Annotated in this window: 9 protein-coding genes; 6 read left to right on the top strand and 3 right to left on the bottom strand. The window is 50.2% G+C overall.

The annotated features are described in order from the left end of the window. Window positions 1–226: 226 nt before the first annotated feature. Window positions 227–1,297: a hypothetical protein gene (locus tag ACTJJS_RS29915; RefSeq protein WP_440667359.1), complete on the top strand. Its 1,071-nt coding sequence runs from the start codon at window positions 227–229 to the stop codon at window positions 1,295–1,297. Between the two features lie 79 nt (window positions 1,298–1,376). Here the strand turns inward: ACTJJS_RS29915 and ACTJJS_RS29910 are convergent, their stop codons facing one another. After that, the gene (locus ACTJJS_RS29910) at window positions 1,377–3,737 is read right to left on the bottom strand and encodes a metallophosphoesterase (protein WP_440667358.1); all 2,361 of its coding nucleotides are present in this window, start codon (window positions 3,735–3,737) and stop codon (window positions 1,377–1,379) included. A 469-nt stretch (window positions 3,738–4,206) separates the two neighbouring features. On the opposite strand from ACTJJS_RS29910, the gene ACTJJS_RS29905 reads away from it, so the two are divergent. From ACTJJS_RS29905 to ACTJJS_RS29895, 3 genes are all read left to right on the top strand, one after another. Beyond that, window positions 4,207–6,021, top strand: a complete 1,815-nt coding sequence (locus ACTJJS_RS29905; RefSeq protein ID WP_440667356.1) for a cytochrome c peroxidase — start codon at window positions 4,207–4,209, stop codon at window positions 6,019–6,021. A gap of 62 nt (window positions 6,022–6,083) precedes the next feature. Next, entirely contained in the window at window positions 6,084–7,658 is a 1,575-nt protein-coding gene (locus ACTJJS_RS29900) for a hypothetical protein (protein ID WP_440667355.1), read from the top strand. Window positions 7,659–7,792: 134 nt separating this feature from the next. Next, window positions 7,793–8,737, top strand: a complete 945-nt coding sequence (locus ACTJJS_RS29895) for a pentapeptide repeat-containing protein (RefSeq protein ID WP_440667353.1) — start codon at window positions 7,793–7,795, stop codon at window positions 8,735–8,737. On the opposite strand, the gene ACTJJS_RS29890 is transcribed toward ACTJJS_RS29895, so the two are convergent. Then, window positions 8,730–9,617, bottom strand: coding sequence for an alpha/beta fold hydrolase (locus ACTJJS_RS29890; protein WP_440667351.1), 888 nt, complete (start codon window positions 9,615–9,617; stop codon window positions 8,730–8,732). The two genes, ACTJJS_RS29895 and ACTJJS_RS29890, sit on opposite strands and share 8 nt — an antisense overlap. A gap of 297 nt (window positions 9,618–9,914) precedes the next feature. On the opposite strand from ACTJJS_RS29890, the gene ACTJJS_RS29885 reads away from it, so the two are divergent. Continuing rightward, window positions 9,915–10,247, top strand: coding sequence for a hypothetical protein (locus tag ACTJJS_RS29885; protein WP_440667349.1), 333 nt, complete (start codon window positions 9,915–9,917; stop codon window positions 10,245–10,247). A 241-nt stretch (window positions 10,248–10,488) separates the two neighbouring features. Further along, window positions 10,489–13,485, top strand: a complete 2,997-nt coding sequence (locus ACTJJS_RS29880; RefSeq protein ID WP_440667348.1) for an ATP-binding protein — start codon at window positions 10,489–10,491, stop codon at window positions 13,483–13,485. Here ACTJJS_RS29880 and ACTJJS_RS29875 read toward each other — a convergent pair. Continuing rightward, window positions 13,451–14,116, bottom strand: a complete 666-nt coding sequence (locus ACTJJS_RS29875) for a response regulator transcription factor (RefSeq protein WP_343745865.1) — start codon at window positions 14,114–14,116, stop codon at window positions 13,451–13,453. The two genes, ACTJJS_RS29880 and ACTJJS_RS29875, sit on opposite strands and share 35 nt — an antisense overlap. Window positions 14,117–14,585 lie beyond the last annotated feature (469 nt).

Raw genomic sequence — 14,585 nt, 5'->3', positions numbered from 1 at the left:
GAAAATATGAATATACTTTGAAATACAAAGTACTTTTTATTTTAGTGGATTTGTTTTCTTATGCTGCAACGGAAGGGGAGGTAGCAGCTACGTACATCTACTGAGTTATCAAAATCGCTGTTTCTACGCTTACCGGCATGCCGGCGGACGACTACTTTTGTACTGTCATTAACCGGTTAACCTCAAATGACTTTATTTAACCACACTAATTAAATTAACCCCCTTTATGGACAGGCTTCTACCGGGACAATCGCTCCCTGTTGGCGGAACATTGACCGCCCCCAACGGAAAAACTACTTTAATACTTCAAGGCGACGGCAACCTGGTGCTGTACCGCACCGGCAACAAACCCCGCTGGGCTTCCAATACCGACGGCCGCCAGGTGGACATACTGGAAATGCAGCAGGATGGCAACCTCGTGATGTACGGTCCAGGCCACAGCTATGTATGGGACACGGGCACAGACCGCCACTACGGCGCCTGGCTGATATTACAGGACGACGGCAATCTGGTGATATATGATGCCAACGGTAAAGCGTTATGGTCGTCCGACACCTGGATAAGACAACACAGCGTGCCCGGATTTACACCCAGCGTCAACGCTTTTCACTTCAGCAACAGCCGGTTTCCGGACTGCCCGCTGTTTAACCTGATACCGCCCATTCCCGTCGGCAATATCAAGATACCCATTGGCAACGCTTCAAACGGCGTATGCGGTGGCATGGTGTTCGTAGTACGTGACCTCTTTGAAAGTAAAATGCTGCCGCCGGCCACCACCACGTCTCCCTGTGGTGGCGCTATGTACAACTACCTGGTGGACCGCTTTATCACCAGCTTCAACCTGCCTGGCGGCATCACTACCTATATGGCTTTGATGAACCCTGCCCTGCCGGACCATGAAACGGATATGAGCAAGATAGGGCTGGCGCCACGCGGCAGGGCCTGGCGCATGATCAAAGATGAATGGCCTAAAATGCAGCGTAAACTGGACAGCAACCAGCTGGTGCCCCTCGCACTGGTACAAACAAAATCCCTCAACCCTGCCGACCTGGGTGAAAACCATGTGGTGCTGGTATATGGCTATGAGCTGGATGGAACAGACCTCTCCCTTAAAATTTACGACCCTAACTTCCCGGATGTAAATAATGCTACGATCAGCTTTTCTATAGCCAATCCCAACAATACCACACAGGTGTTCCGTTCACATGGCTCCAAACGTATCTGGTGTTTCTTTCAGCCTTTTTATACTTTCAGCAGGCCTACATTTATACATGCGGCTACCCCCATTGGCGGATAACGTCAGCCGCGGCATGACAAATAAAAATCCCGGGGCATTATTTACATGCCCCGGGATTTTTTATGATAAAAAGTATGGATTATTCTACGACGAGCTGCTGCGTTTGCCGTTCACCGTTAGTATTGATGAGGGTGAGGACATAATTTCCACGGGGCAGCGTGATGGTTTGTGTGGAAGTGCCTGAAGCTACCTGCCATACATTTTCCTGTATCTTCCTGCCGGAGAGGTCTACGATGCTGTATCTCACCGGTTGCTGCTGTTTGCTGCTGATTTCTACCTGTAATTTATTATTGGGCGATGGATTAGGATATACTTTAACCGAGAAGGAGGAAGGCGCCGCCGTTGTTTTGTTTTCGGTAACGGCGCTGGTGGCCATCAGGGTACCGGTCACCACTTTGAAGGTATCGGTCACACAGATAGTGGGCGTAGCGTTATCGGAAACGGTATATACGGTGGTGCTGTTGGGTGTTACGGTCCTGGTGCGGCTGGAAGAGCCATCGTCCCATTTGTAGTTGCCGGGCCAGGAGGCGCTAAGGGTCAGCGGTTGACCGGCAGTAGCATTCACCACCGTTGTTTTGTTAACGTCTTTCATCATGGTGAAACGGTCTTTGATCGTTTTATCCGCTGCGATGAACTTCGCATCCAATCTGTTGCCTTCTATTTCCAGTACCAGTGAGCCGCCGGTAGTGGCGTTGGCGTAATAGGAACTGGCATGGGGGAACGAAGAAGAAGTGCCGCCTACCTGTCCGGCAGAACCGGCCACTACGTACACGGTGCCATGGTTTGTTTTGGCAGACGAAGTGATGTAGGGGCAGGAGCTGGTGGTACTGTCGTATTTGGCGCTGCTCTTGCTGACAGCGTGCGTCGTCAGGGAGAAAGTGTTTTCCAGTCCGTAGTGCCCGCGGATGAAGTAGGAACGTTCGTAGTCGTGGCTGTGCCCATTGAGGATCAGGTCTACCCCATAACGTTCCAGTATGCGGATCAGGTTCTGTCTTACTTTCACCAGTTCACTTTCTGTATCGGAATTATGGCTGCCCATGGTGTATGGCGGATGGTGCCAGTACGCGATGGTCCATTTGCGGTTATTGGCGGCCAGGTCGTTTTTGAGCCACTGTATCTGTGTGGAGGAGGTATCGTAAAAACGTTTGTTGTTTTCTTCTCCGTAGGAATCCAGGCAGATAAAATGGATATCGCCGTAATCAAATGAATAGTACTCTTCCTTGCCGGAGGCTACGCCGCCGCACTCACCATTTTTGGGCAGGGTGAAGTTGGCGAGATAGGGGATATTATGGTCATCCTGGCGCGAAGGATCATTATCATAATCGTGGTTGCCCGGCGTGGGAAACAGCAGGATGTTTTTGAGCAGGTTGTCTTTGTAGATATTAAAGAAGTTGGTTTGGTATTCGTTGTCGAACCCGCCATCATAGGCGTTGTCGCCGAGCAGCAGCCATACGTCGGTAGGTGCGGTGCCTACATAGTTCAGGTAGGCGTCCCGTACTTTGGTTTGGTTGCTGGAATTGTTGCCACAGTCACCATACGCAGCGATCCTGATTTTGCGGGTGGTATTGGCGGGAGGCGCGGTATTGAAATAGTTTTTATCGGTTGCTTCCAGTACGGCGGTAGTGGTGCCGATGCTGTAATAATAGCGGGTGTCGGGCTGCAGATTGGTGATCCTCACCTCATGTTCGGAGGAGGAGGTGGTGTTTACCACGCTGTCCGTCAGGCTACCGTATACGGTGCCATACTTCACTTTGGTGTTGCTGGCTTCGGCGGTGCGCCAGCGAATAGAGACGGCTGTCTGATTGCCCATTTGCAGGTAAGGGCCTCTTACCACGGACGCAGAGGAGCTGCCGCTATTGCCTTTCAGTTGCAGGTCAAAAGAGATATCGCTGCTGGTGACCACCTGCTGGTGTATCTCCACTGCGATGGTGTTGCTGCCTTCCACAAAAGCGGAAACGGGAAGCGTGGCTGTTTGTACGGAGGCGCCGTCATCACTGGCATCGGCGGAGGCCAACGTGTTGTAGGAGATAGTGCCGGAAGGCATATTGTCCCTTTTTACTTCGGTGCCGTTCACATACACCACGATGCCATCGTCTCTCCTGAATTCCAGGGTGAAGCTGGTGTAGTTGCTGAGGCCGGAGAGGGTGAACTGTTTCCGGAAGTACGTGGTGACGTACTTGCTGTTGGCATTGCTGCCATAACTGACCACAGTGGATTCGTCGCCGTCGCCATAGCCCAGTTCGGCGGGGCCGCTCTTCCAGGAACCGTCGTTGAACGTGGCCGATCGCCACGATGAGCCCTGGTTGGAACCGTTGTCAAGGTACTTCCAGGTTGAACCAAAAGGGACCAGTGTGGTCTGCGCCTGTAATGTCAGGCCCAACAGGGCGCTGCAACAGGTAAGGATGCACGATTTCGCAATAGAGGACAAGCATGGGATCATGGGATGAGATTTAAGTGTTTGGATGTTGAAGGTTCGATTTAGATTGAAGGTGAATTGGATTTAACGGCTTATACAGAAAAGGTTGAGAATGAAGCGCTGGGTTTCCGGGGCGCGCATTACTGCTTCATTACAGGGTCCGCAATATAAGTTTGAGATTTTTTGATTTCAGGGATCATCGCTGCATCCGAATTTCCCGGTTCATCAATCAAAAAATTCTCCTCATGGTTCCGGTAATGAAATTAATTATAATTTTCATATTTTACAATAGTTAATCTAAAACACCCGTTAACTTCTTATGAAATCTTTTTTTGCAGTGTTTGGGGCGTTTATAGGAACGAGGTGGGTGCTTACCGCTATTAAGCAGCATTGATAAAGGCAGGCATGCTTTTATCTCCGGTCCGGCAGACGGGCTGAAGATGCTGAAACCCCGTTATAGAACAGCTCATTCGATAATATTTACCGGAAAACCATGAGAAGCATTATTACTGTACTGTTATTGGCCGCACTAACCTATACGCACCCACGCCGCGAGCCCCCGCCTGTTACAGCAGTGGAAACATATTTCGGTCTTCAGATGGGAGCGGTGGAACATAGTCTTCAGCTATTGGAGGGGGCTGTCCGCGCCCATGCACCGGTTTCCACGCAGCGACAACTGTTCCGTTCCGCACGGCTGGCATACAAGCAGGCCGAATTTCTCACGGAATATTATTACCCGCACGTGATACGGAATATCAACGGACCGGCATTGCCTTTTGCGGACGGGGAGAATTCCCGGGACATATTGCCGCCACAGGGTTTCCAGGTGATCGAAGAAAAACTGTGGGCGCCGGGTGCGGCATCCAAAGAACTACTGCCCGTTGTCACAGCGCTCAGGGCACAGTTTACCGCTTTGCAATCGCAGACGGACCCTTATGGTTTTATGGATGCCTACGTGTTTGATGCGATGCGCTTTGAGATATACCGCATCATCGCCCTGGGTATTTCCGGCTATGATTCACCCATAGCGCAGCTGTCCATGCCCGAAGCGGCTGCCGCGCTGAAAGGCGTTGAATACGCTGCTACGCTGTACGCCCGCGATGTGGCAGACAGCAACGTCCGGCAGACAGTGACGGCACGTTTTAAAGCGGCGCAGCAATACCTGGCAGCACACCCGGGCTTCAACGAATTTGACCGGCTTCATTTTATTACGCATTACGTCAATCCGTTGAGTGCCTCGCTGCTGGCGCTGCAACAACAACTGCACCTGCAACTGCCGCCCGAACGCAGGATACTGTCTCCTGAAGCCCCACACCTCTTTGCGATGCGGTACTATAACGTTAACGGTTACTCGCCCAATTATGAGTCAGACCCTACGGCCGGAAGGATACAGTTAGGGCAACGGCTGTTTTATGACCCTATGCTGTCGGGCAACCTGCAGCGCTCCTGCGCTTCCTGTCACCAGGCCTCAAAAGCATTTACAGACGGTATGGCGCGCAATACGGACCTGGACGGCAAAGCGCTCATCGCCCGGAATACGCCTACCTTGCTGAACGCCGCGTTCCAGTCGAAACAGTTCTATGATTCCCGCGCCATCTTCCTCGAAAACCAGGTGTCTGACGTGGTGCACAATAAACGGGAGATGAATGGCTCCCTGCAACAGACAGCCCATGCGCTGAAGAAAGACAGCACCTATGTGCGTCTGTTCGCCAAAGCCTTTGCGGAAGGGCATAACAGCATCACGGAAGAAAACATCGCCAATGCGCTGGCATCTTTCCTGCGGTCGCTCACCAGTTTGCAGTCACGCTTCGATGTATATATGAACGGGGACACTACCGCGCTCAACACGATGGAAAAGAAAGGCTTCAATATCTTCATGGGAAAGGGTAAATGCGGCACCTGCCATTTTGCGCCGCTGTTCAGCGGGGTGGCGCCACCATATTTTGCAGAGCCGGAATCGGAAGTGCTGGGCGTACCGGCAAGTGCCCGTCCACATGCGCCGCTGGACCAGGACCCCGGTAAGTATGTGCTGTATAAGATCAGCATTCACCGCTATGCTTTTAAAACGCCGACGGTGCGCAACAGTGCGGTCACAGCTCCGTATATGCATAACGGTGTGTTCCCTACGCTGGAATCAGTGATCGACTTTTATGACAAGGGAGGTGGGGCCGGACTGGGCATCGCGCCGCCCAACCAGACATTGCCCGCCGAAAAGCTGCGACTGACGCCGCAGGACAAGAAAGCACTGATCGCCTTCATGCAGGCGCTAACGGACACCAGCAGCTGGAAAGCTGCCGTGGGCTACTGATTCCACTGTTTATTTGCCACGCTTTCTGTATCTTACGACCTTATTCACGGCTTAAAATACTTATGAACTGTTCATTTTTCAAAGGCCTGGTGCCAGGCCTGTTATGCTCCATTGTTTTGCTGGCTGCCTGTGATGGCGGCAACACAAAAAATAACCCCAAAGAAAAAGCGAAAGTGGATGCTCTTGCTAATAAGCCTGCAGAAAGGCAGGCAGTATCTACAAAAACATATGTTGATGGTATCATCAGCAGAAGAAAATCGATCGCACAACAGCTCCCGGGCATCAGTCCGGAAGCGGCAGTGAAACTATACAATTCGCTGGCGCTATATGTGGATACCGCCCTGGCAGGCATGTCTGACAATGAAACCGCATGGCTGGACAATTACGCCAACTACTATGCTGAAGAAAAGAAGAAGATAGTGCCGCCGGACAGCGTACAACGGACAGTTGACCTGTTGGCGACTGCCGGAATTGAACCCTGGGGTATCGGGGAAGGCTATACGGAATTACGGACGGTGCCCACCTTTTACACGCAGTTGTTTAAGAATGCATTGCCGGCAGACTACCGCAGTTACCTGCAACTGAATGCGGATGAAGATACCGTCTTGTACAGCGCGGACGCAGGACTGGGCGTATCTTTTCATGAGGTGGGCCAGCGGACGCTGAACTGGGAACAGTTCCAGGAAACATATCCCAACAGTATCCTGGCTGTCAGCGCCAGGGAAAGCTTCGAACGGTATTGTGAAGATTATCTCTTCGGCCAGGATAATACCCCGTCTTTTGAAAACGGGCAAGATATCACATCGCTGGACCAGGAGAATAAAGACGAATATCTCTCCTTTGTACAAAAACATGGCAATACAAAAACCGCTGCTATCGTAAAGCTTTTCCTGGAAAAGCTGGACACTGAAAAATCCATGGACCGCCTGAAGCAGGATATCCGGAAGGAAATCAAACAGGCATTTGCGGAGCGGGTGGAGTTACTGCCCGCACAGGCCGATTTTGGGGAAGCGCAGATAAATCAGCTGACCCAATCCGTTTACGATACAGTACCCACAGAGGTAGCAAATGATAAAGTGAGCCGTTCACTGGACTCCCTGCAGTTCTTCCGGCAGGATGGCAACACCTATTGCCTCGCCGCCTTCAGAAATGAAATCAAAGACGGTGGTGCGCCGCCCTCCGGCTGGGTGGACATCTGGCTGTTTAAAAACAATAACGGCAGCTGGCAACATGTGGCGCACGAACTGAATGCCGGCGGTGGCGGCATGTACGGCAACTCCGGTTATTTCAACGGACTGGTGAAGCTGAGCAGCCACAGCACGGGCATCGTGATCGTTGGCGGCATTACCCATATGGGCTCCAACGTTTTCTGGGACGATGTGCTGGCTTTTTCCAATGATAGGCTCAGCAGTGCTTTTTCACTCGTTACCGACAACAGCTATGAAAATGGTTCCGGCACAGGGCAATGCAGTTACAACAAATGGCAGATGCAACCTGTTGCGGGAGAAGAGAACTACCGTCTGGTGATCATCACCGGCAGTTGCATGAGCAGCAATGTGCCGCTCGAAAAGACGGTCGTTACCTTTAAAAACGGCAGCTATAACGTCCCGGATAAATTTCAGGACAGAGGGATCTGACGGCTCCCTTTTAGGAAAATACCACCAGTAGTTGTCAGATACAACAGCAGGTAATGTCATTACCACCAACAGGTGCCGCTGTTTTACGGTATTGACCCGGAACCGGGTTATCTTTGCTGCGAAAAGCAGTATCCATGGAAGCTAAAAATATTGGCAGCAAAATCGCCAGGGCCAGAAAAGAGACGAATATGTCTCAGGCGCAGCTGGCCCAACAGTTGTTTATCAGTCCGCAGGCCGTCGGCAAATGGGAACGTGGGGAATCCCTCCCTGATATCCTCACCATCAACCGGCTGGCCGAAATCCTGGGGGTTGACCTGAATTATTTCTCGGAGAATTTTGAATCCCCTAAGGCGGAGACGACGATTAAAGCGACAACTGACAGTGTCGCCTATACGGAGCCGATGGCACCAGTGGAAGCTAAAATTCCCGGCAGGGAAGAGCAGGCGCTGGTGACGGATTTCACCGGGACCGACCTGGCGGGGACAGATTTCGCCGGTGTCGTGGCGCCTAAACGAAAATTCCACGCCAGCAGTTTACGCGGAGCGGATTTTACAGGTGCCGACCTGACTGGCAGCATCTTTACCACCTGCGACGCGGCCGGGGCCTGTTTTAATAGGGCCGATCTGACAGACTGTAAGTTGTCTGTCGTTAACCTCACGGATACAAGTTTCGACAACTCCATTCTCGTGCGGACTGTTTTCAGCAAGTCAGAACTGGTAAGGTCAACATTTACAGATGTAAAGCTGACGGATGTGAAGCTGAACATGACCGACCTCAGAACAACCGTCTTTAAGCGCTGTGTCTTCAGTGGCGTGGATTTCAGGCGTTCCGATCTGCGGGGCCAGTGTTTTGACGGCCAGATCTTTATCGGCGTCAAATTTGACCGGGCCCTGCTGAATGATGCCGTGTTCAAAGGCGCAACGCTCAAAAATGTCTCATTCCGTCCGGCTTTTGCACTGACGAACAAATACTACCGTGCTATCGGCACCATCCACTTCGATGGCGCCACCATGGACAAACTTACCTATGCCGCACTGAAGGGAATGGGTGCACGGCTGGAAAACGTGACCGTTAGCTGAGTCGCCGCTTCAGGAAGTCCAGCATCAACGGACAGATGTCTTCAAAATGGCTTTCCAGCGCTTTATGTCCGGCTTCTAAAATGTGTACTTCCGCATCGGGAAGGTCTCTTTTGTAACAGGCTGCTTCTTCAACACTGAAATAAGCATCATGCTTACCCCATATCACCAGCGTTGGGAGTTGGGTGCGACGGAAAAATTCCCGGAACTGCGGGAAGTATTTTCTGTTGTGCCGGTAGTCTTCGAACAGGGCAAACTGTGCAGCCACATGGCCCGGGCGGTCCATCAGCGCCCAGTCCAGCGTCCAGGTGTCCGGGCTGAAAAGCGGGAGCTGATCTTCCGGTACGCCGGCCACATACTGCTGACGGGTGCCTTCTGCGTTTAGCCATTCGGGTAATTGTGCCCTGTTGGCGGCAGTAGGATTGTCCCAGTATGCTTTAGCCGCGTCCCATTCTTTGCCGAGGCCTTCTTCGTAGGAATTACCATCCTGGAAAATGAGAGCGGTGATTTTTTCGGGATGCTCCAGGGCCACGCGCATGCCTATGGTGGAACCGTAATCATGCAGGTACAGCGCGAACTGCTGCAACTGCTTTTCCGTTACAAAAGACGATATCACCCGGGCCATATTTTCAAACGTATAGGCGAAACTGTTGGCCGACGGGTAGCTGCTGTAACCGAATCCCGGGAAATCCGGCGCTATGACGTAGTAGCCGGCCTGCGCCAGTGCAGGCAGTAATCTCCTGAACATATGGGAGGAGCTGGGAAACCCATGCATCAGCAATATGGCCGGACGGGCGGGGTCGCCGGCTTCGCGGTAGAAAATATCCAGGCCGTTAATGTGAACGGTGCGATGAATTATTTTGGGTGGTTGTATTGTTTTCATCCTATGCCTGCAACATATTTTATGCCGTACGTATTTTTTGAGGGTTTCATTTTTTTTATTAACTTCAATCTGTGAATGCGTGAGGGCGTGGCATGTTGTAATGCTTGACAGCGCTAGGATAGGGCCCAAAAGAAAACCCATATTTCTCAAAATAACAATCTATTATAGTTTGTTGTCCTGACTATTTAATCCCCCGTAGTTGGCATATTTTCAATCCTTTTATCACAGTTTTTTTCTGTAGCTACAGAAATGTCTCCTTTTTGTTTTTCTTCATTATTTACCTCAAAATTCTATTTTATGGGCATTATCGTATTTTATGAAGGTAACAATGGCACCCAGAACATTGTACAGACCGTTGAAGACACTCCGGGACAAAATTTTCGTCCGGTTAAAAACGACGAGATCCGCTCCATGAAGCTCTATGGCGTGCGTCAGGGCTGCCGGATAACGGTGTACGATTCGCCGGACGGCGCCACCAATGATGATTTCTCTATCGTCAATGTAAAAAGGACGTCGCCGGAGTACACGGTGGATACCTTTGAGCGCAGCTATGAAGATGATACGGTGGTGGTGGCTTTCATCCGTAATAACGGCCTGGATGGCAAGATTTCCCGTATAAAGATTGATTAGACAGAAGCCTTCAGGCTAAGCGCCGGTTAACGGTGTTTAGCCTGACTTCTCCGGAAGACGCCCGTCCCAGGTACGATGGTATATAATTTTAATGTGATTTTAATTTCACGGCGTATTTATATCTTTGCCGGATAAACGAAGAAAAATTCAGCCTGTTCCTATTGTCGTGTGTCCTGGATCAAACTATTCAATGCGCCTTATTTTTTGCCTTCACCTATGCTTACTGCATATATTGCCGGTAATGTCTTCTGCTCCGGCAGACACAGCGCGTTATTTTACCAAACGTTTTACAGATGAGGATGGTTTGCCGCAAAACAGCATCAAAGGCATTGTGCCCGATAAGAACGGTTTCCTGTGGCTGGCCACAGAGAATGGCCTGACGCGGTTTGACGGGAACTACTTCCTCAATTTCGGCAACGAGAATCTGCCAGGGCTGAAAAGCAGCCGGATGGCACGGATTTACCCTAATGATACCGCTATCTCGGTGGAAAACGAGGTTGGGGAGATACTGACTGTTTCGCAGAGCACGGTAACGCATATAGGAAAAGAGTTGTCCGGATATCAATACCAGCAATATAAAGATACCAAAGATGATTATTACCCCGTCCGGGGATGGCCTGACGACTATGGAGCGCATTTCGCCAAAATACGTCCCATCGTGATACCACAGACCTCTGACAGTTATTTTTCTATATTCCGTGATACCATTTCCCACGTAAAACAGGGCAATGTGGATTACCGCATTGTACAGCCACAGCTGGACGTACAGCGTTTATTCGTGAGCGGTGGCCGGCTTTTTTACCTGAACAGAGACGGGATCTTCATCGGATGGGAGCGGGAAAAGCCGTCAAGGATAACGCTCGCAGGAGAACTGTTGACCGACCCCGCCTTCGCCAAATGCAAAATGGATATTTTCTGGAATCTGGCGGCGCGCCAGGTTTTCGTATATACCGACCGTGCCTGCTATGTATTACAGCCGGAACCGGAGGGGCGTATCCGTGGTTCACTGGTGCTACGCGACTTCGATTTACACCAGGCCTATATTACCTCCATTTATTACGATCAGCGGAACAGCCGCGTTTTCCTCGGCAGCTCTACCAAAGGCCTATACGTTTGCACCAGGCAACAGTTTACCGTTCATAAATCTAATGTCTCCGGGGAGGAAGTGTTTTATGCACAGGCGCCATTTCCCGGCGACGCGGTAGTGACAGGCAGAGGGTTGGTTTTCAGCCATAGTGGCAAATATACCTGGCAGCCATTGTCTCTTAATAATGAAAGCTCGCTGGAAAATTACGCCCTGGCGCGCGATAAACAGGGCCGGTACTGGGGACGGGGCGGTTTTGCGCTGATCTGCATATCACCGGACTTCAGCCGGGAGTTATACAAATTCCAATTGCCTTATCTCATAGGCCCCGTCTATGTTGACCCGCAGGGAACAGTGTGGACGGCAGGGAAATTTCCGGGACTGTATTACCTGAAAAATGCCGATGCCAGTCAGGGACTACAGTACGTTCCAGCCGGCGTGAAAGATGTTACCTTCATCAAAGAAGGAAAAATTCCCGGGTTGATGTGGGTTGGCACCAGCAAAGGATTATACCGGGTCCATCTTTCATCGGGCCATACAGATACTATTAAAGGACTGGAAGAGGGAAGCATACGCAGTATCTACATCCCCCGGCAGCGGGAAATATGGATAAGTACCTACAACAAAGGCGTTTTTCTTTATCGCAATGAAAAGCTGACAGCGCTGCCGTTGGACCGCAAGCGGTATATGTCCACCACGCACTGTGTCACAGAAGATACGGATGGTTACTGCTGGCTCACGACCAACAAAGGACTGTTCCGTGTTAGCCGTCAGGACGTACTGGACTATGCGGACGGGAAGCAGCGTGATTTGTTTTACTATTATTTCGGCAAAGACCAGGGTTTTAATACCAACGAATTTAATGGAGGCTGCCAACCCTGCGCCTTTAAATATGACAATGGAGATATCTCGCTGCCCTCGCTCGACGGGCTGGTACAGTTTACGCCATCCGCCATCCGAATGGAGATGCCGGACAAAGACATATTCGTGGACTGGGTAGAGCACAACCTGAAACTGACCGAACCCGGTGAACATTTTGAATTGCCGAACAACTTTAAGGCTTTCAGATTACATGTCAGCTCTCCTTATTTCGGTGATCCGGGAAACCTCTATTTTTATTATTGTTTAGAGAAAGATGATCAGAAAGAAGAACAGGTATGGCTGCCGGTGAGCAGCGACAGGACCATTACATTGTCTACCCTGGCATCAGGGAATTATCGTATCCGTGTACGGAAGCTGAAAGGTTTTGGCAGGGACCAGTATATTGAAAAGACGATTACTATCCGCGTGGAGGAAGCATTCTATGAAACCGGATGGTTCCGGTTGCTGGCATTGGGCGTTTTAATCTGTCTCGGCTTTGTGCTGTACAAATTGCGTATCAGGCGTATCCAGGAGCAAAACAGGTTATTGGAGCTGAAAGTATTTAACCGTACTGAGAAATTGCAGGAAACGATGACCATCCTGCAGGAATCGGACGAGATGTTGCGTAAGCAGAGCCTGATGCATAAGCATCTGCTCACGGCTATTACCCACGATATTAAAACTCCCTTGCGGTTTCTGCTACGCGTCAATAATAACGGGGAGTCGTCTGGCAGGTTGCAGGATGAAGAAATAAAACTGGTCACTTATGAAAGCCTTTACCGCATGCATTATCTGGTAGACAACCTGATACATTATATGCGGACCACCTATCAGACAGGCGAGTTGACTAAAGAGGTTATTGATCTGCCCTGGCTGATAGAAGAAAAAATGTCCATTTTTAAACCGGTGTCCGATTCGAAAGGAATTCAGCTCATCAACCGTGTTCCGCCCGGAACAAGAGTGGTGGCCAACAAACTGCTGCTGGCCGTGGTGCTGCATAATCTGCTGGACAACGCTGTAAAATATACCGTTCGCGGAAGTGTGGAAGTTTCCGCCGAAGGCGGAGAGGACGGACTGACGGTCCACGTGTCAGACACCGGCAGCGGAATGCCACAAGCGGTAAGAGACTGGATTAATCATTCGGAAAATGACGGCACAGAACATTCCGGCAGCACAGGCATCGGCCTTGTACTGATAAAGGAACTGCTGACCATGATCAATGGCCGGCTCCAGGCCCGTCCGGGTGATGACGGCGGCACTATACTTTCATTACAACTTCGCCGGAATGACTAGTCACCTGGTACATCTGCGCTTTCTCCACTAAAGCGATCACATTTTTTACGCCTGTCTTCTCGAAAATGCGCGCTTTGTAAGTGCTCACGGTAGTGAGTTGCAAGTGGAGTATCTCCGCGATTTTTATCAGCGGAAGCCCTTTTGTCAACAGGTTCATCACTTCCACCTCACGGCCGGAAAGTACGGAGAAAGGATTGGGACGGTGGTCCTGATGTTTGGTGTACTTGTTGATCAGTTGTTCACGGACAGCTCTGCTGATGTACTTTTCTCCCGCCAAAACACTATTAATGGCGGTTTTGAAGTCATCGTCCGGAGAGTTTTTTTCAATATAGCCGTCAGCGCCTGTCTGCAGATAGCCCAGTGCATACATGATTTCTTCATAGGCGGAACAAATCAGTATCCGCACGTCAGGCTGGCGGAGCTTCACCGCCTGTATCATCTGCAGGTTATTGCCGCCGGGCATATTAATGTCCAGTACCAGCAGGTCAAAATGTTGTTGTTCAATAAAAGAAATGGTTTCATCAAATGTTTTTGCTTCTGTAACATGCATGTTACCAGGCAGGGAGCAGATTATTTGTTTAATGCCAAGTCTTACTATCGAATGGTCATCTGCTATCAATACGTGTATCATTCCGTTTAAGGTTAGGGCGGGAGGGTAGCATAGATCTTTTGTCGCCACTAAAATACTATATTTTTCTTCGGATGTATATGTTTATTTATAAATTTTTTTATGATATAATAATGACAGAGCGTCTGGGGTAAAGAGGGCGCCCTGCCCCCTTTTAGCAAATCCTGCTTCCTCCGCAGACTGTTGGCCATGTGAATGAGTAGTATAACTACTACACCTATATTGAAGTTCAACTACAACTTGTCAAGAATAGTTTATCTACTTTCGTTAACGGAAATGTTCCGTTGAGTCATGTGAACACTTCTGGCGATTTGTAGGATGAACTGTGAACAACAATGTGAATGTTGGATGAGATTCATGAGGCCCGTATCCTTTTTATAAACTTAATACATTCCTATGGGGAACTTTTACGCGAATTCAACACATGCGGACTTCACCGTCCTGTACTGTCTCAATAACCATTATTCATAAA

The sequence above is a fragment of the Chitinophaga sp. 22308 genome, assembly GCF_052045305.1.
Classification (GTDB): Bacteria; Bacteroidota; Bacteroidia; order Chitinophagales; family Chitinophagaceae; genus Chitinophaga; species Chitinophaga varians_A.
The sequence above is the reverse complement of the archived record's forward strand: the minus strand, read 5'-3'. Positions and strand labels throughout refer to the sequence as shown.